This window comes from Brucella sp. HL-2, assembly GCF_025846885.2.
Lineage (GTDB): Bacteria > Pseudomonadota > Alphaproteobacteria > Rhizobiales > Rhizobiaceae > Brucella > Brucella quorumnocens.
Genome location: NZ_JAOYTK010000004.1, coordinates 234,789 through 255,770, shown reverse-complemented (window position 1 = coordinate 255,770; position 20,982 = coordinate 234,789). Strand labels below are relative to the sequence as shown.

The following is a 20,982-nucleotide window of genomic DNA, read 5'->3' as shown; positions in this document are numbered from 1 at the left end:
ATAGACTAAAGCAACAAAGCTCTACCCATTAGTGGGTAACAACGGTGATCGTCGGGGAAATTAATGCGATGAAAGGTTCAGTCCGTTTTCGATGACATAACGTGTGAGGCCCGCAGTGCTGGCGATGCCGAGCTTCTTCTTGATGTTCTTGCGATGTGTTTCAACTGTTGCTTCTGAAATACTCAGTCTGATAGCAATCTCACGGTTGCTGCCACCTTCCGCAACCAATACCAGTACATCGGTTTCGCGTGCAGACAGCCCTTCGGATTTTTTTTCTCCTCGTTCCAAAAGCGCTTCAGAAACGCCTGAGGAGAAATAGGTGCCGCCAGACGCGACAGCATGAATGGCCGTTACGATTTCCATGGTTGAAACATCCTTCAAGACATAACCTGATGCACCACGCATGATCGAAGTGGAGATGTATTCGCGGCTGTCATGCATGGATAACATGAGGATACGGATGCCGGGTAGCTGCTTCTTGAAAAGTTCTATCGCTTCAATACCGTTGAGAAGTGGCATATTAATATCCATCAATACAACTTCGGGACCTACCACCGACGCGAGCTCAAGGGCGGCGCGAGCATTTGCGGCGGCACCCACTATTTCAATATCGTCATAGGTTTCAAGAACGGCACGTAACCCGTCCAGTACCAGCGGGTGATTGTCGACCAGCAATACGCGAATTTTACACTCGTTCGTCATACTACTCCTGCTTCCAGCTTTTTCTCCGTGGTCGATTTCGGCAACCGGGCAGTGAGTTGCGTACCATTTACGCCCGTTTCGACCAACAGTATACCGCCAAAGTGTGCCATGCGTTCTTGCATATTGCGCAACCCCAATCCCGACAACTCATCTTTCAGGTTGCGAGCAGTAAAACCGTTGCCGTTGTCAGCAACGGTCATTGTTATTTTACTCTTCAGACCACGAAGCCGGATATCAACCCGGCTGGCACCTGAATGCCGCTCTATATTGGTAAGGGCTTCCTGCACCACCCGGTACAAAGCCGTACTCGGTTCGGGTTTTATCGTTTCGTTCAAGCCGTTCGCTTCAAAAAGTGTATCAATACCCGTACGTTCTGAAAAATGCTCGCAAAGAGCCTTTAAAGCGACTGTCAGACCCAGATCATCCAGGATGCGCGGACGCAAATCATGTGATAGGCGCCGCACTTCCTTGATCGCTCCATTAAGGGCGTCTGATGCCTTTTCGATTGCCATTGGCGCGCCGCTGCTTGCTGTTCCGACCTGGCGGCTTGCAAGATCAATGGCATAACGAACCCCGACGAGATTTTGCGATATACTGTCGTGAAGCTCGCGCGCCAGTCGTGCTCGTTCTTCTTCCTGTGTATCGATGATGCGCTGTGCAAGTTCCTTGAGCTTGGTGTCGGCCATTCGGCGTTCCCGCAAGTTGAGGAGCATGCAGGTAGCGAAGACGAGCATCACTGCTGGAACGGCAATCAAACTAACGATGAGGAATGTTGTGCGGATATTGGCTCGGAAATCCGCATTTGCTGCAGCGGTTTGTGCGTAAACATCATCAAGATAGACGCCCGTTCCGAGCATCCATTTCCATTTGTCCAACCCCACTGCGAAAGATAACTTATCGGCCATCTCCGCACTGGAGGGTTTTTCCCATTTGTATTGATGCAAGCCACCTCCTTCCTTTGCTTTCCCAATCAGATTGGCAATGACACGATCACCATCCGGATCAACGAGATTGAGCCAATTGTGCCCCGGCCTGAACAACTGGCGTGGATGAACGATGTTGTTGCCGTCATAATCATAGACGAAGAAATAGCCATCACGGCCATAATCGAGCGACGTCAGGATCGCTCGCACTTTCTCCATGGCTTTTGCATCGCTGGGGCCGGCTTCTTCATAAATTTTCTGAATGGATGACAGTGCGAGATTGGTGAGGTTCAACAGCTCCGTTTCCTTGGCCTTCAGCATATTTTGCTCAAAAGTGGCAATACTGCTTTGCACAAGGTTTGCCGACTGCCATGTGATGAAGGCGGTCACAGTGAGAATTGCCACAATAAGCGGCACGATTGCCAATGCGACGATCTGATAACGTAGCGTCAAGTCCGAGCCTCCGAATTCATCGCAGATGACTTTAACTCTAGATTGTAGTCACTTTGAGAAAGAGGTCTAGCTGGGAAAAAACAGGATCGGATTACATTGAGGAATTCTCAACGGGAAGTCCTGACGTGTTGGGCAACGAGACAACTCCGCCCTCGAACCGCGAACTTAGCACTGTTGTTGGTAAAGCTGACAAATTACGCCAGATAATGTTGAGGGTTGAACAGGTGCACTGGAATGACCGGTAGGTGCAGTCCTGTTCAACGATGGTCACGCGGCCTTTTCAATTGCCCGATGGGTTCACATTGATGTTTCTTTCAATGCATGTATTCGTTTCTGATCGGATAAACATGTTAGCAGTCTGTATTACGTAGCCAATCGGCGAGCGAGCGGCGGCTACCGGAACGGCCACGCATGGCTTTAGCGGCGCACATCGAGTTGAGCACAGCCTCCTGTGTGGCTTCAGCAGCAGCCCGGAAAAGAATATCGATGCGGTTTTCATTAAGTGCTGCGAAACTGAGGATATCACCCGACTCATCATGGTCGAATGATACAGCAGTTGAAAACCCGATAGCTATGTCCCCACTACCATGTCCCCAGAAAGCCCCAAGTCGGGCCAAACCCGCACCGCAGCGGCGCGTGACGCGTTTTAATTGGCGATGTTCCAAAGGAACATCGGTCGCAAGAACGAGAATGACAGAGCCTTTTTCAGGTTGAGAGGGGACTCTGGGGGAGGGCATGCGTCCGTCGGGCAATACCAGATCACCTGCGCGCCCAAAATTTGTAAGCGCCAAAACGCCCAAATGATACTTTTTGCTGTCAAGTTCGAACTGACGTGAAGATGTACCAATACCTCCCTTGAAACCAAAACAGGTCATACCTGTTCCCGCACCAACATTGCCCTGTGCAACGTCGGAACTTGCATTTTGCAAGGCCAGACGCGCATGCTCTTCAGTAACCGCCATTGCCTGAATGTCACTGAGCGGCCCATCATTGCATTCAAGTACAACCGGATTGACGGTTGCTGTTGTGCGGCCAATATCAGGATTTGTGGCAACCGCGTCACGGATCAATGCGTTGGTACAGGTCCCCACACCAAATGTATTTGTAAGAAGAATTGGAGTTTCAAGCGTTCCCAATTCCTCGATCTGCAACAGACCGGTGCTCTTGCCAAAGCCATTGATAATATCGCATGCAGCAAGTACCTTGCGACGATACGTGTTCCCATCATGCGGAACGATAGCAGTTACACCCGTATTGATGTCACCGTTGCGTAGCGTATGATGACCGACACGTACACCTGGCACATCGGTAATGGTATTGTTTGCACCCGTCGGCATAATGCCACAGACGATGCCCAAATCGCGCGCCGTATCGGTCATTTTTATCCCCGGTCCTCGTTTTTTTAAAGGCGTCCAGCTTCTATAATGCGTTTGAGGAATGCCTGCGTCCGTTCACCCTGCGGATTGCCGAAAATCTGCGACGGTGGACCTTCCTCATAGACTTTACCGTTTTGCAGGAAGCAGACCTTGTCTGCAACCTCACGGGCAAAGCCCATCTCATGGGTGGCAAGCACCATTGTCATGCCTTTTTTGGCCAGATCGCGCACGATATCAAGCACTTCTGAGACAAGTTCGGGATCAAGTGCTGACGTAATCTCGTCCAAAAGCAGAAGTGTTGGGTCCATCAGAAGGGCACGCACAATGGCCACACGCTGCTGCTGGCCGCCGGAGAGACGGTCAGGATATTCCTTCGCTTTGTGATCGAGTCCAATGCGGGCGAGCAGCACCATTCCCTTTTCTTCGGCTTCTTTGAGAGGCACACCCAGAACTTTGGTCGGAGCTAGCGTCACATTTTCCATTACGCTCATGTGAGGAAACAAGTTATATCCCTGAAAAACAATCCCAATCTCGCGACGTAACAAGTCAAGATCGACGCCTGGGCCCGTGACCCGGTCGCCATGGAGACGAATTTCACCCTCATCGATCGTTTCCAATCTATTGATGCACCGCAACAGTGTAGACTTTCCGCAACCAGAAGGACCAATCAGGCAAACGACCTGATGTTCCTCAATGTTGAGAGAAATACCGGAAAGCACTTCCAGTGCGCCATAACGCTTATAGGCCTTATCGATTTCAATCAGTGCCATGTGTCTGGTCCTTCCTCACAGGCTCGAGCGTGTTTTTCGGCGATCGCGTTCGATCAAACGATCTACGAAACGCGCCTGCGGGATGGTGATCAAGATGAAAAGAATAGCCACCGTGGTGACAGCTGAGAGATTGAAATAATTGCTGGCGATAATCTTGGACTGATTAAAGGCGTCAATAGTGCCAATGATGGCCACCAATGCGGTATCTTTTTGCAAGCTGATGCAGTTGTTCATAAGCGGAGGGATGATTCCGCGTACGGCCAGTGGAATAATGACATAGCGCATCGTGCGCGTATAAGAGAGGCCAAGCGAACGCGCTGCTGCAATTTGGCTTGGGTGCACGCTTTCAATGCCTGCCCGGTAGACTTCTGACGTATAAGCACCGTAAGTCAGAGTCAGTGCGATTATCGCATATGAAATAGACGAGAGGTCCTTGAGAATCGGCAAGCCTGTAAGGGGAAGGCCGAACCCAATGAGATAGATGGTTATGATAGCTGGCAAGCCCCGAAACAGATCGCAATAGAAGGTTGCAAGCACACGGATAGGTCTGCCTGCCTTCCCTGGCAGTGTTCGTGCAATCGCTATGACCAATGCCCAAACAAGAATCAACAAGGCTGCAACCAGGAAGATTATGATATTGGTGACAAATGCCTTAAGAACCGTGCCAGCGGATTTCACGATAAGACTGACATCGAAGAACGTGCGACTGACGGCTGCATCATTGACGATCAGAAACCACGCGCCCGCGCTGATGATTAGAAGTGCGACAGCATAGGAAATAGCCTGCCACGATATATCCGATGCCTGTGCGCCGGACTCACGTCCCTGATAAATATCGGTATTGTTTCCGGCCCTGCTCGATAGCTGCACTGCGCGCCAAGCAAACCAAAGAACGCCCAGCGGAGCAATAAGGACGGCTATGCTGATCGTAATAACCGGTGTTGAAGGCCAACCTTGACTGATTGTGTAACTGGCAACGCTATAGGCGGTCTGTGCCATTGCCAGAAAGGTGAGAAGCGAAAAAGCGAGCGCAAACAGGGATCGTCCATTATGGGTGCGGACTTTGTTGCGGTCGCGCCATTGCTGGGCGCGCTGCGCGCTGGCTTCTGGTGCGAGATGGGACATGACTTTACTCTCGATAGGACAGGCCAGTACCTCGCTTTGTCCACCATCCGACATACATCCCGAAAAAATCGGTGTTTCGAAAAGATGCATCTCTAACAGACAGTCGGAGCAGGATCTCTTTCTCTAAGATGATCGTGCTCTGGGCGCGGTGTACACTGCAAAAGCCTTCACATGGCCGGGGTCTTAGTGGAATATTGGCTGGGCTGCGCTAACGACGCCTGATCGCAGCCCAGAACGCCTTTAAATTACGGCTTCCAAAGTGGAATGTTATCGGGAGACGTGCCCCATGACGGTAGCAAATAGGCCTCTTCAAGCTTCTTAAGCGTACCATCCTTGTGCATGTCTTCGATCAATTGATCGATGATCTTTCCATTTGGTGAACCTTTTGGATAAATGCCTGCTGTCTCACCACTGGATTTATATTTACCCACCACTGCGAGCCTGCCATTGGAATTATGCGCCTGACCGAGTGTGATCGATAGATCGGTCATAACGGCATCCACCTTGCCTGCGGCAAGTGCTGTAAACATCGATGCGGTATCATCAAAAACGTCCAGACTTGCGACCTTGAGTGTATCTTGCGCGAAAGGAACGAGTGTTGTTCCTGCCTGAGTACCGACCCTGACTGTTTTGATTTCGGCTTCATTGACAGGTTTGTCAGCACGCGCGGCAACGCCATAGCCCGAATTCATATAAGGCGCAGAAAAGTCGACAACTTTCTTGCGTGGTTCAGTAACGGAGATCAGCGCCAGCGCGATGTCATAATCCTTGTTCTGCCCCGCCACGATTGAGTCAAAGGAAGCATTGACGAGCTTTACCTTTTCGAGGCCCAGGCGATGGGCAACATTAACCGCCATGCAAAATTCATAGCCATCTTTGATCGTGTCCGGCGTGTCGCCATTGAACTGACCAACCGCAGGCAAATTGATGATTACAGTGAATTGGTCTGCTACTGCAGGATCGATCTTGGCTGTACCCTTTTCGCCGATCAACGGACAGTCGCCATAACCCTCAGTGGCTGCCGATGCTGTGTGGGCATGAGACATGACGGCGGCACTTGTAAAAAGTGCTCCGTAAGCGGCTTGTTTGAAGATTGTTTTTATTATCATGTTCCCCTCTTTTTCCTTTTAAGTTGAAGGTTTAAGGCTAAAAAACTGGCTCACTCCCAGCGCGTGCGAGATCCAGGTATACTTCCTGCAGGCGGCGCGTGACTGTCCCTGGTTTTCCGTCTCCGATCGTATGAACTTCGATACCGATAATCGGCGTTACGAAACTCGAAGCGCTTGTCAGAAATGCTTCTTTTGCACCCTTTGCCTCCTCGACTGTGAAAAGACGCTCATCGATTATGAGGTTCTGCTCTTTAGCGATCTGCAAAACCGCCCTGCGGGTGCAACCCGGCAAAATTGCGGGCGAATTGGGACGAGTAACCAGGACATTATCCTTGGTGATAATGAAGGCTGTCGATGAGCCTCCTTCGGTAATGAAGCCATTCTCGACGAGCCAGACCTCATGGTAGCCCTTGGCTTTGGCCTGTTTCTTGGCCAACACCTGAGCCAAAAGCATCACCGTTTTGATATCGCGGCGTGCCCAGCGGGTATCAGTGGCAACGCCAACACGAACGCCATTGAGCACAGATGGAGAGTTGGCGAGGTTTTTGGCTTGAGTGAGCATAACGAAATTGGGCTTCATGTCGTCAGCGTAAATGAAGTCACGCTCGGCTTCGCCGCGTGTGACCTGTATATAAACGACACCTTCAAGCAAAGCATTACGGCGGATTAGCTCTACTTGAGCTTTGCGAATATCGCTGAGCGATACGGGAAGGGGGATGCCGATTTCTTTCAAAGAACGTTCAAGACGTGCAAGGTGCAGATCATTATCCACCAGACGTCCGCCGAGGACAGCGCTTACTTCATAAATGCCGTCACCAAAAAGAAAGCCGCGATCAAAAACCGAAACTTTCGCTTCGCTCTCCTCTACAAACGCTCCATTCAAATAAATTACCCTAGCCAAAACACGCCCTCGGACATTTCATTTTTGTTGAGGCGGACCGTAGGTAAAAAGATTATGGCGGGCCAATGCTATGTTTTGCAATCACTATGCAAAAAATGCATAACAGGCTTAAAACACTTAGAGCAAAAGTAGGAACCACTTTTGAGTATGGAAATGTGCACAAATAAGCTGTTAATGCAGTTCTAATCACTCAAATTAACTGGAAGCGTTCTAGCAGTGGCTTAACGCTGTGAGGCTTTTCTGTCGAATTGCCGTAAAGCAGAAATTAAATTTGCCAGATGGGTCGCAAATGGAACTGAAGTGGCTTGAAGACTTTATCGCGCTGGCAAATACGTCAAGCTTTTCGCGCGCCGCTGATACACGTCATGTGACGCAATCCGCATTCTCACGGCGTATTAAGCAACTCGAACTCTGGCTGGGGGTGACGCTTGTAAATCGGGCAGTTTTTCCCGCAGAGCTTACAAAAGAAGGCGCAACCTTTCTACCTGTTGCACAGGACACGGTGCGGCAGTTTTACAAAACTCGCAAGGCACTCCAGCCAAATCGTGAAGTCAAAAATCCGATTATCACTTTTTCAGCTCTACACACATTAACGGTTACTTTTTTTCCGCAATGGCTCAGGCAGGTGAATGGAGAAGTTGGTGCCATACGCTCGCGACTTAGTCCGGATAGAGGAGGGTTTGAAGATAACATCGCAACGCTCACGGAAGGTGAGGTCGACTTCTTCCTTACCTACGCGCATTCGTCTGTGCCGATACTCATAGATCCTCATCAATTCCCCTCTATTGTGTTGGGTACAGACAGATTGATACCTGTTTCATGCCCTTCCGAGACCGGTCCGGTGCTGGATCATGCGATCGCGAGCGGTGAGGTGTTGCCTTATTTGAGTTACGGTGATTTTTCTTTCTTCGGCGCGGCACTCTCGCAAAAATTCTTCTCCGGACCCGATTTTAAACGACGGGTAATGCACGAGAACACAATCTCCATTGGGCTGAAGGCAATGGCGTTGGCGGGGTGGGGCATGGCGTGGCTGCCTGAAAGCCTGATTCATGACGAGATGCAACGTGGGGAACTTGTGCGCGCTTCCACTGATACCTACTGGGATCTCACAGTAGAAATCCGCATCTATCGTCACGACACACCCCTTCAAAATCACGTTGAACTGTTCTGGGAATATCTATGCACAAAACCCGGACGTATCTCGGAGCAGGGATTTTGATAAGCGTCACCCAGATACTAAGCCAAAGCGGTCAAGGAGTTGGCGACTATCGAAGATAAAGCCGAAGCGTTGCATAATTATGGTTTCAAATCGGCTTTAACCTCAGATCCAAGTTGAATTCGGCAGTGATGTCACTGTCTCGAACACCTACGCATTGACCTTTTATAGCGTTGTCATCTAAGCAACGCTGCGTTCCTCCGGGGATGGCTGGTACTGGAGCGCAAACTGATCATACTTGCCCGAAAGCGCGTATGAAGAAACCACAAGGAGAGCCGCGTGAAGGGGAATAACGTTTTTGCTATGCGACATATCTGGTTGCATGCATTTGTGCTGCTAATCATTTCAATTTCGGAACTGGTAGGTATCCAAAAATTATCCATCGGTATTGGCGCTGTCATATTTTTGCCTATGCTTTACGCATTCGCTTTAGGTGTCGTATTTAATCCCAATATTCTTAAGGCAACTGGCAAAGTCCTCAAGTCAGATTCAGTTAAGCTTTCCGGTACCATGATCACCATTGCCATTATGCCGTTTATTGCCAAGTTTGGTACGACGGTTGGCCCGCAGATTGAGAATATCATCGCTGCAGGTCCGGCTCTGGTTCTGCAAGAAATAGGCAACCTGGGAACCATTGCTTTGGCCTTCCCGATTGCAGTTTTTGTCCTGCGTATGGGACGCGAAACTGTGGGTGCGACCTATTCCATCGATAGGGAGCCAAATTTGGCTTTGATCGCCGATAAATACGGCCTTGACAGTCCCGAAGGTGCCGGTGTGATGGGCGTGTATGCGACCGGTACTTTAATTGGCACATTCGTTTTCGCGCTGCTGCCACCAATCGTTCACAGCTTCGGGCTGTTTGATTTCCGCGCGCTTGCCATGTCATGCGGAGTCGGTTCAGGCAGCATGCTCGCCGCCTGTACAGGTGGGTTGGTCAACGTTATTCCCGAACAGAAGGACCTGATCCTGGCTTTGGCTGCAGCCAGCAATATTCTCACTTATGCGACGGGCCTTTATGTCGGTTTGTTTGTGGCGCTGCCTTTGACGGAATGGCTCTATAAGAAGTGCCGTCCTGAAGAATATCGCGATGCTGTGTAAGGGGACGATGAGATGACTTCCAACTCAATGAAGAATAAAATCGACACTCTTACCCTATCCGTCGAGACGACCGATGAGCGTAAGATCGATATCGTCGAAAATGCATTGCTGCTGATAATAGCCTGTTTTCTGGGGTTGGTTGCCAACTGGATCGGCACCGACGTTGCTCCGGTGCAAGCTCTGCCTGGCATGGCTATCCTTTATGCAGCCTCTATCTTTGGTTTGATGCTGGCCCGCTTCATGCCGTTTTATTTGCCAAGCGTTGCCTGGGTTTCGCTGATCGCCATCATCATAACCATTCCGGGCGTACCGGGAGCTGATTACGTTGTGGCCAAAGTCGCAGACCTGAACTTTCTGGCACTGGCGACGCCGGCACTTGCCTATGGTGGTTTGGCACTGACTCGTAATGAGTTTCAGATTGCTCGGCGCTCAGGCTGGAAGATCGTTATCGTCGCTATTTGCGTGATGATCGGAACTTATCTCGGTTCGGTTATTGTCGCTGATCTGACATTGCGTATAACAGGTTAAATGGTTTCCGGGGGAGGTTTACAAACCTGCCCCGGTGAGTTGTCTCACATAGGAAATATTTATATGGCTGTTTTTCTGACAGAAGCCGATATCGCGGAAGCGCTAGCGTGGCGGCATGATTTGCACCGCCATCCTGAACTGAGCTTCGACGAAAACCGAACAGCCAGATTCATTGCCGACAAGCTCTTGCTGTGGGGATTTGCTGTCAGGACGGGCTATGCACGAACAGGCGTTATCGGTAGTTTGACGCGCGGAACATCCAAGCGCGCCATTGGTATCCGTGCTGATATGGATGCATTGCCAATTGTTGAGAAAAGTGGCGTGGCTCACTCCTCGCAAACGACAGGAAAGATGCACGCCTGTGGACATGATGGACATGTAACGATGGCTCTCGCCGCAGCCAAGGCAATCAGCGGGCTCGAATTTGACGGCACAGTGCACTTCATCTTTCAGCCAGCGGAAGAAAACGAGGGCGGTGGTCGCGAGATGGTTCGCGAGGGGCTATTCACAGATTTTCCCGTTGACGCGATTTATGGTTTGCATAACTGGCCAGCGCTTGATGTCGGTACATGTGTAGCGCGTGACGATGCCATGATGGCGGCGTTTGGTACGTTTGAGATCGAAGTCATTGGCAAGGGTGCGCACGGAGCAATGCCGCATGAAGGTGCTGACCCAGTGGTTGCGTCAGCTCAGATCGTCACTGCGTTGCAAACCATTGCCAGTCGTAACGTATCACCGCTTGAATCTGCTGTGGTTTCGGTGACGCAGATACATGGTGGTGATGCGTGGAACGTCATCCCTGAGAGCATGATCATCCGTGGAACTACACGCTGGTTTTCCTCTGAAGTTGGGGTCACGATTTCTCGTCGTATGCAAACACTGGCAGCGTCGATTGCAGAAGGTTTCGGATGTATGGCGCGTCTCAAATATGAAGAGCGCTATCCATCGACAATTAATACGGCCGAGAATGCCCACAAGATACGGGAACTGGCCGTTTCGCGTGATCTCGGTCTTAAGGTGCTGGATGTGGCGCCAAGCATGGCTGCTGAAGATTTCGCGTTCATGCTTCAGGAAAGGCCGGGTTGTTATTTCTGGCTTGGCAGCCGCCGCGATGGAGATAATCCGGGCCTGCATTCGCCATATTACGATTTCAACGATGCGCTTTTGCCGATAGGGGCGAATTTCTGGATCAAGCTGGTCGCTACTGAACTGCCCCCTGAGTAAGGATCGTGTTGACCCGCAATGCTTGCTGAGCAACATATCGGTATGGAAACGCTTGACGCTAAAGAATTACGTATGTTCATGGCGGTGGTCCGGATCGGCTCGATCCGGGGTGCGGCCGAACATATGAACGTTGCGCCTTCGGTGGTAAGCCGCCAGATTGCGGATACAGAACGCAGTATCGGCCTTCCATTATTTGAACGCAACGCGCGCGGCATGGCATTGACCGAAGCAGGTGAACTGGTTCTGGAGCATAGCAGGCGGGTTCTTGAAGAGAGTAGCCTTTTGACCGAGCAGCTGGGTCTTCTAAAAGGCGTGCAGCAACGACGCGTCCGCATTCTTTGCGGGGAGGGATTTCTGGCCGATGTGCTCGAGTATGGGCTTGGTTCTTTTGTCAAAGTTTATCCCGATGTCCAGTATGATCTGCAACTTGGCAGCACCGAAAGCGTTCTCGACGGTATCGCAAATGGCGATGCTGATATTGGGATTGCCTATAATCCTTTGATGGATACGCGGGTTCGTTCGCTGGCTATTTCACGCCAGCCGCTCTGTGTAGTGACGCCGCCTGAACATCCGCTGCTAGCAAAAGATGGGCTGGATCTCGCCGACTGTGCTGGCTTGCCCAATGCGCTTTTGCGTCCGGGGCATGGTATCACCCAATTGGTAACGCGGGTTGCTGCTGATAGTGGTTTTGCTGTTGCCCCAATGGTGGAAACAACATCAATCGATGTCCTTCGGCGGTTTGTCATTGCCGGCCTTGGCATATCTTTTCTGCCTCGCTTTGCAGTTTCTACCGAACTTGCGCGCGGTGCGGTTGGGGTACGCGAATTGTCGGACCCCCCATTGGCTGAGGCGAGTGCGCATTTGATGGTGCGCGCGCGTCGTCGCCTGCCGCTTTCGGTTGAACGTCTCAGCGGCTTCCTCGCTGGTAGCATGGCCGCATTTAGGTAAAATAACTGTTCTACTGTTGCTTGCCGTGGGACGCTGCGTTGTCCGCAATCCGTCTATGCGCTGCCCCGCATAGGTGCGAGCCTTCTTCCATCGAATTTTGACTGGCTCCGGCCGGTTTGGTGAAAGATGGAGATGCGGAATGTCGCTACAAGAAAAACCGTTGATTGGCGTTGTTGGCCTTGGCAGTATGGGGCTCGGCATGGCGCAGACGCTTGCGGTGAAAGGGTTTGCGACACTGGGTTTTGATCTCTCTGCCGAGCGCAAGGCACTGGCGGAAAAGGCGGGCGTAACGCCGTCTGACACACTTGATCAGCTATTCGATAAAGCGGACTTCCTTGTATTCTCCCTTCCGACGGCACGCGATGTTGAAAATGTTGTCAATGCTCATAGCCATTTGATGGGCGGTGCTGATCGCGGCAGAGTGATCATCATAGACACTTCCACATCCGAACCAGATGTTAGCCGTGCACTCGCGGCCAATCTTGATGCGTTGGGACACGGTTTTCTTGATGCGCCTGTGAGCGGTGGTCCCGTCGGTGCGGCTTCAGGCAAATTGACCATGATGATTGGCGGTAGCGATTCCGATCTGGCGCTCGCGCAACCCGTGATCGAAACCATCGCCGCTAAAGCCCTGCATGTAGGTCCAAGCGGTGCAGGTAATGTCGCGAAGCTCGTCAATAATCTGCTGGCGGCCGCTCACATGGTGACCACCAGCGAGGGGCTGAAACTGGCCCTTGCAGCAGGAATAAGCCCGGAATCTGCATTGCGCGTGCTGAATGCTGCCTCTGGAAAATCCATGATAAGTGAAGTTCATTTCCCGACCTGGGTAATGAACGAACGGTTCGACAGCGGCTTTTCGATGGGGCTGATGCGTAAGGACGTTCGTCTTGCACAGGAAATGGCTGTGCGAACTGGTGCGGAAAATCCGCTGACTTCAATAGTGGCCAAGCTGTGGGCCGAGGCCGATCACCTAAAAGACAGCGACGACTTCACCCGCATGGGTTCGTTTCAGCCTGAAACCTCCAAACAATGAGTAATGTGATGACCCTCCAAATTGACCCACAGGTACAGGCCGCCCGTATCTCAGAGATCTTTAAGGGCTTTTTCCCGAAAGGCGAGATAGGTAGCTTCGTAAACGGCGAAATAATCGCAGGCAGTGGTGCCGATCAGAACCTGACCGATCCGGCGACCGGTAAGGTTTTTGCTTCGTTTAAGGACGCAGACCGATCAATCATCAATGCCGCGATGGACAGTGCTGCTCAAGCTCAGAAAAAATGGATGTCGCTGACCGCGTCAGCACGCGGTCGTGTGATGAATAAAATCGCTCGACGTATTCGTGAACATGCCGCTTTGATTGCTGAAATAGAAAGCCGTTCGGCTGGTCGTCCAATCCGCGACATCCGCGGCGAGGCCGTGCGCGTTGCTGAAATGTTTGAATATTATGCCGGTTGGTGCGACAAGCTTTACGGCGATGTCATTCCGGTACCGAGCAGTCATCTCAATTACACGCGTCACGAGCCAATTGGCGTTGTTACGCAGATTACTCCATGGAACGCACCACTATTCACCGGCGGTTGGCAGATTGCGCCCGCCATTTGTGCCGGCAACGGCGTCGTAATCAAACCTTCCGAACTAACCCCTCTTTCGACGCTCATTCTTGGTTTGATGTGCCAAGAGGGCGGAGCGCCGCGCGGACTAGTCAACGTTATTGCTGGTCTGGGACCAACCTCGGGGCAGGCTGCAGTTTCGCATCCGCGCACGGGCCTCGTCGTTTTTGTTGGTTCGGCGCAGGCCGGTTCTGCCATTGCAGCAACCGCGGCCAAAAATGTTGTCCCTTGCATTCTCGAACTCGGTGGAAAATCGGGCAATATTGTATTTCCGGATGCGAATATCGAGCGCGCGATTATTGGCGCTCAGTCAGCAATCTTTAGTGGTGCTGGACAGAGCTGCGTTTCGGGCTCGCGTTTGTTGGTGCATCGCTCCATCCATAAACAGTTTGTGGAACGCTATGCTGATGCCGCTAACCGTATTGTTGTTGGAAATCCCTATGACGACAACTCGCATATCGGCCCGATCAACAACGAACGCCAATGGTCAAAGATTGATCAGATGGTGCGTGAGGGCGTAGCAGAAGGCGCTGTTCTTGCGGCCGGGGGCAAAAAGCCCGAACAGCTTGAGGAAACGGGCGGTTATTATTACGCCCCGACGATCCTCGATCAGGTAAATCCAGCAATGGCGATCGCGCGAGAAGAAGTGTTCGGTCCCGTCGTTGCAGTGATGCCTTTCGATGACGAAGCAGAAGCGATTGCTCTTGCCAATGACAATCCCTATGGACTGGCTGGTGCTGTGTGGACAGAAAATGTAGCTCGTGCGCATCGTGTCGCAGCAAATGTGCGGGCAGGCACCTTCTGGATCAATGGCTATAAAACCATTTCGGTAATGTCCCCGTTTGGCGGCTTCGGCCGCAGTGGTTACGGGCGCTCAAGCGGAAAGGATGCGCTCATGGCGTACACACAAGCCAAGAGCATCTGGGTTGAAACTGCAGAGTACCCTGCCGTGACTTTTGGTTATTCGCCGGAAACTTAACCGCACACACCAGTATTCATCTATCTGTAAAGGTAATGATAAAGCGTATCAGGCAACACAGAACGCTTTATCATCAGCCTGAATTTTGATTTGGATAGTGTTATGAGCCCCGCATTTTTGCGCCAGTTGAGTAAATCTTGCCAACGGGCCGACCGCATAATCGGGGCATTTACTTTCTACTTAATACGACGACATATGGGACTGGGATGGAATAGGCTGCCAACAGATCAGATGCGTATTCACTACGTGGCAATTGCTGTGCAAGCTACGGGGTAGCTTTTAACCGGCTTGAGATTAGTTCAGCTGCTTTCTCTGCGATCATGATCACCGGCGAATTGGTGTTGCCGGACACTATTTTTGGCATGATCGATGCGTCGACAATACGCAGTCCATCTATTCCGCGGACTCGGAGTTCATTATCCACAACCGAACGCTCATCGTTGCCCATCTTACAGGTTCCCACCGGATGGAAAATTGTGGTCGCTATGTCTCCAGCACGTTGAACCAACTCGTCATCACTTTGATACTGGCTACCTGGAAGCATTTCGAACGGCTGATATTTGGCAAGCGTTTTTGTTACCATTAGTCTGCGCGCGTGACGAATGGATCGAGCCGCGATCAGTTGATCTCCAATGGTAGAGAGATAATTGGGTTTGATATCAGGGGAAAGTTCCATGTTCGGCCCTGCTACATGAACAGAGCCCCGACTTTCTGGGCGCAAATTGCAAACAGAGACGGTCACGGCCGGGTAACGATGCAATGGCTCACCCAGACGGTCTGTGCTTAGTGGCTGAACGTGATATTCAAGATCCGGAGTTTGAAGCGAGGCATCACTTTTTGCAAAAATCCCGAGTTGGCTTGGTGCCATTGAAAGCGGACCAGAACGGTGAAAAGCATATTGCAGCCCCATACCTGCTCGCTTGAAGAAATTATGATAAAGCTGGTTCAGTGTTTTCGCACCTTCGATACGAAATACAGTGCGGATTTGGAGATGATCCTGCAAATTCTCACCAACACCGAATAGGGCATGTATGGGCCGAATGCCCAGTTTGTTAAGAATTTCGGGGTTGCCTATGCCTGATAGTTCAAGGATTTTGGGTGAGTTAATTGCTCCGGCAGACAGAATAATTTCCCTTTTCGCCGCCGCAACACATGAATTTCCATTTTTGCGGAAGCGAATACTAGTCGCGCGTTTGTCTTTGAGTTCAAGCTGCTCAACTTCGGCTTCGGTAATCACCCGTAGATTAGATCTTTTCATTGCAGGGCGAAGAAACGCTTTCGTTGTATTCCAGCGGACGCCACCCTTCTGATTGACTTCAAAATAGCCCGAGCCTTCATTGTCGCCACTATTGAAATCATCGGTTTTTGGAACCCCTATTTCTTCTGCGGCATCGCGAAATGCATCCAGAATGGGCCACGAAACTCGTTGTTTCTCTACGCGCCATTCACCACCAGCGCGATGCAAAGGTGTATTCCCGCGATAATTGTCTTCTGACTTGAGAAAATACGGCAATACATCGTCCCAGCCCCATCCCCTATTACCAGCCTGTTTCCAGCCATCATAATCGGCAGCCTGTCCGCGCATGTAAATCATGCCGTTGATCGAAGAGCAGCCGCCAAGCACTTTGCCACGCGGATATGCAAGCGAGCGACCATTGAGGCCAGCCTCGACTTGTGTTCTCATCATCCAATCAGTGCGGGGATTACCCATACAGTTAAGATATCCTATCGGGATATGTACCCAATGATAGCGATCATTCTTACCTGCCTCGAGCAATAGAACACGATTTTGGGGGTTAGCCGATAATCGATTGGCCAGAACACAGCCCGCAGACCCCGCACCAACAATGATGAAATCGTAAGTGCCTTCATCTTTCAGAGATTGATCGACACTGCTTTTCACGCCGCTTCCTCCGTCGCTATTGGATCGATTGTGGCCATGCGCTTCCATATTGGCGCCATTGCATTCGCAATATCGCGGTAAAATTGATAGCGGCGGGCATAATGTGCCGTGCGCAACTCATCGGGCTGATAGTTGCGCTCGCTACGAACCATTGCATTGGCACCGGCTTCAAAATCTGCAAAAAGCCCAACGGATGTCCCGGCAGCGATGGCCACACCCAGTGCTCCCGTTTGGTGAGAATGAGCTACCGTGACAGGTACGCCCAACACGTCGGCAAATATTTGTGGCCAGAGCAAGCTGCGCGAACCGCCACCGGAAATCACGGCTTCACTAAAATCCACACCAGCAAGACGCAATGTTTCAATATGCTGACGATGACCAAAAGCCACGCCTTCTAAGATCGCTCGAATCAGATGACCTTTTGTATGCCATCCGGCAACGCCGTAAAATCCAGCCCGCGCATTTCCGTTTTGCTGCGCACCATATAGAAACGGATGGTAGATCGGATCATTGGCAGTAGGCTCAATGGCGCCCGCCAACTCGCAACAGATATCAAACGGGGAGTGATGATCAGCGTGCTCTTCGGGAAAAAATTCGCGAACCAGCCATTCCAAATTAGTTGCCGACGTCGCGCTCGACTCAATTGCCATAAATCGCTCTCGGTCGAAAGTGGATGACATGAAGACAGGTTTTTTGAGAACTGGGTTATCAGTAACGACCTGATTAATGCTCCACGTGCCAACAATGATAGATGCCGCATTGGTTCGGGTTACGCCCGAACCAATAGCTGAAGCAACAACATCAAAAAGTCCGCCGATAACCGGCGTACCAATAGCAAGTCCGGTTTGCTCTGCGGCGCTCTCGGAGATCGTTCCAGCGATATCCGCACTTTCAAGTAGAGATGGCAGCAAGTCCAGGCAATCACCAAGACCGTACGCACACATTAGGTCGTGATCATATCGTCGTTTGGCAACGTTGAGTAAGCCGCTGCCGGCCATATCGGACATCTCGCTAACCCGTTGTCCGGTCAGTCTATTGACGATGAAATCCTTGCAGAAAAAAACTGTCCCGATTTTAGCAAAGAGTTCCGGGCGATTATGCTTAATCCATGCAAGCAGTGTTGGTGTCTGCGAAGCCCAAGGGCGCTGGAGCGAAATCGGATAGGTGCGATCACCCACGTTTGCGGATTGCCATTCATCAACAAGATCTGCGGCGCGCGTATCCAGCGATTGAATGGCCAGCAACGGCTCGCCTTCACGATCGAGTGTATAAAGTCCATTGCCATGTCCGGCACATCCTATAGCGGAAATTTGCGTTGGGCATATGCCAGCATCAATGACTGCCTGTTTAATCACCGCACGGGCATTCGCCCATAGCTCTGTCAGCCCGCGCTCCACATGGCCCGGATGCGGCATACAGCTATGACCTTCCTGCGCAACAGATGCAATTTCATTGCCCTTTAAGTCGAAGATTACAGCCTTGATGACGGTGTTGCCGGCATCTAGTCCTAAAAGATACTCTCCCAAACCGAACCCCTCCCAAGGTCGTGTTCTAATTTTAGCCTTGCTGGTAAAGAGCGTAAGCATCTTCACCATTTGCATTGTCGTGGATGATTGCCATCAGCCCGCGCACTACAGCGGCAGGATTGGCATGTTGGTAAATGTTGCGTCCATAAACCATACCGACTGCACCCTGCTGCATCAGAGCTGCGGACTTTTCAAACACCGCACGCAAATCTTCCTTGCCACCGCCACGCACCAGAACGGGACAACGTGCGGCTTCTACTACTCGGTGAAAATCTTCCGCATTGGTTGTCGGATCGGCCTTGATGATATCTGCACCCATTTCGCGAGCAAGTCTTGTCAGCGTGACGATTCTATCGGCATCACCGTCAACCATATATCCGCCCCGCTCCGTCACGGGTTGCATCACCAATGGTTCAATCATCAACGGCATACCATATTTATCGCAATCAGCGCGTACACGCGCAATATTTTGCACGCATTGACGGAAAAGGTCGGGCTCATCGGGCACCATAAACAAATTGACCACCACGCACGCGGCATCCATTTTGATGGCACCGATCAGTGGTTCAGCATCATTCTGCAATACTGCCCACATGGCGCGGTGGCGGATATGATTATATGGGTTACCCATATCTATCCGCATTACCAAGGCCGGTTTATCCGTTCCCTGCACATCCTGCAGCAGATCAGCCTGACCGTAGTTCATCTGAATGGCATCCGGTGCTGCACTGATCAGAGCTTTCACGATCGCTTCCATATTTTCAAGCCCATCTAAAAAAGATGGCTCGTTGCAAACACCGTGGTCAATGGCCACATCGAGGCAGCGCCCGCCGGCAAAAAGGCGGTTCATTCGTACTTTAGAATTACTAGGCATGATCTAATTCCTGTTTGTTTCTGTCGATAAGGATGTCGAGGCCAACATTATGACGCTCGTTGAGAAGAGTGAAAAACCGGCTGCGCTCAGCAGCGTTCTGTGTCGGCGACCAGTGCTTATCTTGTGCCAGCAGACCAAGCGCGGCATCTGCCATGTTAAGGGATAGCTGCCCGCTGATCGCCAATGTGGTACGGCGCAATAAAAGATCATCGAGATGTTCAACTGCTTCATGTCTGATCAGATAGCGCAATTCGCGGACCGAATATTCCCGACATGGAAGTGGCTGATCTGGCTCCTGCGCTATGAACTCCGCTATTATCCAAGCGTCGGTCCCATAGCGTTGGAAAAGTTCTTCTATTCGCGCTTGCGGTAAGCCCGTTTTTGAGGCCAATTCTATAGCCCACGCTTCTGGCTTTGTTGGATAATGCCGTCCACCGCCAATGGCGCGATCGGTTGTTTCCACACGGCGCGGCTTTTTGAGGCGCTGCAAAATCAAATCGGCTGCTAATTCTCCAAAAGAACGAAATGTTGTCCATTTTCCACCGATCATGCATAGGACAGGTGGGTTACCCTCTGTGGATTCGATAAACGTGCAGTAATGCTCGCGTGGTACGCGGCCAGTGAAATTGTCTTTACTGGCGGGCAGAGGTCTCACACCGGAAAACTGAAACACAATGTCATGCGGCTTGATTTTGATATCGGGCAGCACAAACGCTAGTGATTGAAGGATATAATCTCGCTCATCAGGAGCGCATATAGCTTCTTCTGGATTATCAATACGGATATCAGTCGAGCCGACAAGCACCTTGCCCAGATATGGAAACAGGATGCAAATGCGCCCGTCTTCATTCTCATAGTAAAGCATGTGATTGCCAAGTGCTTGTAGCAGTTTGGCATTGTCAATAATCAGATGGGAGCCCTTTGTGCCACCCATCAGCGGAGAGACATGTGACGTTTCAGGCAAAAGGCCTTTATTGGCTATGTCGATCCAGCCGCCGGTAGCGTTGATAATCACGGTTGGCTCTATGGTTATCAATCCAGCGTTGATGTGATCCCGAATGACAAAACCGCTGGTGCCATTGTTCTGCAATTCAGCGTAATTGAGCGCCCGGGCATGTGAGCCTGCCGACAAGCCGTCCTTCAAAACTTCGAGACCAATACGTTCAGGCTGTTTGACCCAGGCATCATAATAGGTGGCAGAGCTTTTGGTGGAAGGATTTAGTGCTGGCCATTTATCAAGCGTCGCTCGTCTCCCGCGAAAACTGTGCTTGGGCATAAGCGCTCGTTTACGCGTCAGAAAATCGTAAATACTCAAACCCGCTTTAACGACAATCGCCCCTCTTCGGCTTGGTTTGCGGCTCAAACCAAGAAAACGCACAATACTATTTGCCAACCCCGAAAAGACACCAAACACAGGTACAGTTGTTGGAAGTGGATGGACCAGATGCGGCGCGTTGCGCAACAGCCGGTCACGCTCGGTGAGGGACTCTTTTACGAGACCAAACTCGCCATTTTCGAGATATCGCAGGCCGCCATGCACCATGCGCGAGAGAGCCGCACTGGCACCAGAGCAGTAATCGTGCTTCTCAACAAGCACGACGGATAGGCCTTGAAGCGCCAGCTCGCGGAACACACTGATCCCATTAATGCCACCACCAACAACGCACACGTCTACCTTCGGACTTTCATGAAGTCCGTTCAATGTCTCTTCACGGGTCAT

18 protein-coding genes are annotated in these 20,982 nt (G+C 51.2%); 7 read left to right on the top strand and 11 right to left on the bottom strand.

Annotated features, from left to right (window positions below; genetic code table 11):
• Positions 1–60 precede the first annotated feature (60 nt).
• The 7 genes from mctR to OIV19_RS09040 form a co-directional block, all read right to left on the bottom strand.
• Positions 61–702 (bottom strand): two-component system response regulator MctR, encoded by a 642-nt coding sequence (gene mctR / locus OIV19_RS09070; protein ID WP_264231356.1) that lies wholly within the window; start codon positions 700–702, stop codon positions 61–63.
• Positions 699–2,078, bottom strand: a complete 1,380-nt coding sequence (gene mctS, locus OIV19_RS09065) for a two-component system sensor histidine kinase MctS (RefSeq protein ID WP_264231355.1) — start codon at positions 2,076–2,078, stop codon at positions 699–701. Before mctS ends, mctR begins: the two co-directional genes overlap by 4 nt.
• Before the next feature lie 350 nt (positions 2,079–2,428).
• Positions 2,429–3,457, bottom strand: coding sequence for a DmpA family aminopeptidase (locus OIV19_RS09060; protein WP_264231354.1), 1,029 nt, complete (start codon positions 3,455–3,457; stop codon positions 2,429–2,431).
• A 23-nt stretch (positions 3,458–3,480) separates the two neighbouring features.
• Positions 3,481–4,224 (bottom strand): amino acid ABC transporter ATP-binding protein, encoded by a 744-nt coding sequence (locus OIV19_RS09055; protein WP_264231353.1) that lies wholly within the window; start codon positions 4,222–4,224, stop codon positions 3,481–3,483.
• A gap of 15 nt (positions 4,225–4,239) precedes the next feature.
• Positions 4,240–5,349, bottom strand: coding sequence for an amino acid ABC transporter permease (locus tag OIV19_RS09050; protein ID WP_264231352.1), 1,110 nt, complete (start codon positions 5,347–5,349; stop codon positions 4,240–4,242).
• 245 nt (positions 5,350–5,594) lie between these two features.
• On the bottom strand, positions 5,595–6,458 hold the full coding sequence (locus OIV19_RS09045; protein ID WP_264231351.1) for an ABC transporter substrate-binding protein: 864 nt from the start codon (positions 6,456–6,458) through the stop codon (positions 5,595–5,597).
• Between the two features lie 37 nt (positions 6,459–6,495).
• A complete protein-coding gene (locus tag OIV19_RS09040) occupies positions 6,496–7,341 on the bottom strand; it encodes a D-amino-acid transaminase (RefSeq protein WP_498831032.1) in 846 nt (281 codons plus the stop codon).
• 307 nt (positions 7,342–7,648) lie between these two features.
• Between OIV19_RS09040 and OIV19_RS09035 the strand changes: the two genes are divergently transcribed.
• The 7 genes from OIV19_RS09035 (at position 7,649) to OIV19_RS09005 (ending at position 14,959) form a co-directional block, all read left to right on the top strand.
• Positions 7,649–8,578 carry a LysR family transcriptional regulator gene (locus OIV19_RS09035; RefSeq protein ID WP_264231349.1) on the top strand — a complete coding sequence of 310 codons (930 nt, stop codon included), beginning with the start codon at positions 7,649–7,651 and terminating at the stop codon, positions 8,576–8,578.
• A gap of 300 nt (positions 8,579–8,878) precedes the next feature.
• Positions 8,879–9,673, top strand: a complete 795-nt coding sequence (locus OIV19_RS09030; protein ID WP_319637596.1) for a DUF3100 domain-containing protein — start codon at positions 8,879–8,881, stop codon at positions 9,671–9,673.
• 12 nt (positions 9,674–9,685) lie between these two features.
• Positions 9,686–10,201, top strand: coding sequence for a hypothetical protein (locus tag OIV19_RS09025; protein WP_264231347.1), 516 nt, complete (start codon positions 9,686–9,688; stop codon positions 10,199–10,201).
• Between the two features lie 63 nt (positions 10,202–10,264).
• Positions 10,265–11,425: a M20 aminoacylase family protein gene (locus OIV19_RS09020; protein ID WP_264231346.1), complete on the top strand. Its 1,161-nt coding sequence runs from the start codon at positions 10,265–10,267 to the stop codon at positions 11,423–11,425.
• 18 nt (positions 11,426–11,443) lie between these two features.
• The gene (locus OIV19_RS09015; RefSeq protein WP_264231345.1) at positions 11,444–12,373 is read left to right on the top strand and encodes a LysR family transcriptional regulator; all 930 of its coding nucleotides are present in this window, start codon (positions 11,444–11,446) and stop codon (positions 12,371–12,373) included.
• Between the two features lie 139 nt (positions 12,374–12,512).
• Positions 12,513–13,406, top strand: a complete 894-nt coding sequence (locus OIV19_RS09010) for an NAD(P)-dependent oxidoreductase (protein ID WP_264231344.1) — start codon at positions 12,513–12,515, stop codon at positions 13,404–13,406.
• Positions 13,407–13,414: 8 nt separating this feature from the next.
• Positions 13,415–14,959, top strand: coding sequence for an aldehyde dehydrogenase family protein (locus OIV19_RS09005; RefSeq protein ID WP_264231343.1), 1,545 nt, complete (start codon positions 13,415–13,417; stop codon positions 14,957–14,959).
• 265 nt (positions 14,960–15,224) lie between these two features.
• Here OIV19_RS09005 and OIV19_RS09000 read toward each other — a convergent pair whose 3' ends face one another.
• From OIV19_RS09000 to OIV19_RS08985, 4 genes are read right to left on the bottom strand one after another with little or no spacing between them, the layout of a single operon-like run.
• Positions 15,225–16,862 carry a GMC family oxidoreductase gene (locus OIV19_RS09000; protein ID WP_264231342.1) on the bottom strand — a complete coding sequence of 546 codons (1,638 nt, stop codon included), beginning with the start codon at positions 16,860–16,862 and terminating at the stop codon, positions 15,225–15,227.
• Positions 16,859–18,388: an FGGY-family carbohydrate kinase gene (locus tag OIV19_RS08995; protein ID WP_264231341.1), complete on the bottom strand. Its 1,530-nt coding sequence runs from the start codon at positions 18,386–18,388 to the stop codon at positions 16,859–16,861. The genes OIV19_RS09000 and OIV19_RS08995 overlap by 4 nt, the downstream gene beginning before the upstream one ends.
• A gap of 31 nt (positions 18,389–18,419) precedes the next feature.
• On the bottom strand, positions 18,420–19,262 hold the full coding sequence (locus OIV19_RS08990) for a class I fructose-bisphosphate aldolase (RefSeq protein WP_264231340.1): 843 nt from the start codon (positions 19,260–19,262) through the stop codon (positions 18,420–18,422).
• The gene (locus OIV19_RS08985) at positions 19,255–20,982 is read right to left on the bottom strand and encodes a glycerol-3-phosphate dehydrogenase/oxidase (protein WP_264231339.1); all 1,728 of its coding nucleotides are present in this window, start codon (positions 20,980–20,982) and stop codon (positions 19,255–19,257) included. The genes OIV19_RS08990 and OIV19_RS08985 overlap by 8 nt, the downstream gene beginning before the upstream one ends.

Bases quoted from the DNA above. Each gene is read 5' to 3' on its own strand.
- mctR (WP_264231356.1), bottom strand. From the start codon at position 702: ATGACGAACGAGTGTAAAATTCGCGTATTGCTGGTCGACAATCACCCG.
- OIV19_RS09060 (WP_264231354.1), bottom strand. From the start codon at position 3,457: ATGACCGATACGGCGCGCGATTTGGGCATCGTCTGTGGCATTATGCCG.
- OIV19_RS09055 (WP_264231353.1), bottom strand. From the start codon at position 4,224: ATGGCACTGATTGAAATCGATAAGGCCTATAAGCGTTATGGCGCACTG.
- OIV19_RS09050 (WP_264231352.1), bottom strand. From the start codon at position 5,349: ATGTCCCATCTCGCACCAGAAGCCAGCGCGCAGCGCGCCCAGCAATGG.
- OIV19_RS09045 (WP_264231351.1), bottom strand. From the start codon at position 6,458: ATGATAATAAAAACAATCTTCAAACAAGCCGCTTACGGAGCACTTTTT.
- OIV19_RS09035 (WP_264231349.1), top strand. From the start codon at position 7,649: ATGGAACTGAAGTGGCTTGAAGACTTTATCGCGCTGGCAAATACGTCA.
- OIV19_RS09030 (WP_319637596.1), top strand. From the start codon at position 8,879: ATGCGACATATCTGGTTGCATGCATTTGTGCTGCTAATCATTTCAATT.
- OIV19_RS09025 (WP_264231347.1), top strand. From the start codon at position 9,686: ATGACTTCCAACTCAATGAAGAATAAAATCGACACTCTTACCCTATCC.
- OIV19_RS09020 (WP_264231346.1), top strand. From the start codon at position 10,265: ATGGCTGTTTTTCTGACAGAAGCCGATATCGCGGAAGCGCTAGCGTGG.
- OIV19_RS09015 (WP_264231345.1), top strand. From the start codon at position 11,444: ATGCTTGCTGAGCAACATATCGGTATGGAAACGCTTGACGCTAAAGAA.
- OIV19_RS09010 (WP_264231344.1), top strand. From the start codon at position 12,513: ATGTCGCTACAAGAAAAACCGTTGATTGGCGTTGTTGGCCTTGGCAGT.
- OIV19_RS09005 (WP_264231343.1), top strand. From the start codon at position 13,415: ATGACCCTCCAAATTGACCCACAGGTACAGGCCGCCCGTATCTCAGAG.
- OIV19_RS08990 (WP_264231340.1), bottom strand. From the start codon at position 19,262: ATGCCTAGTAATTCTAAAGTACGAATGAACCGCCTTTTTGCCGGCGGG.
- OIV19_RS08985 (WP_264231339.1), bottom strand. From the start codon at position 20,982: ATGACCCGTGAAGAGACATTGAACGGACTTCATGAAAGTCCGAAGGTA.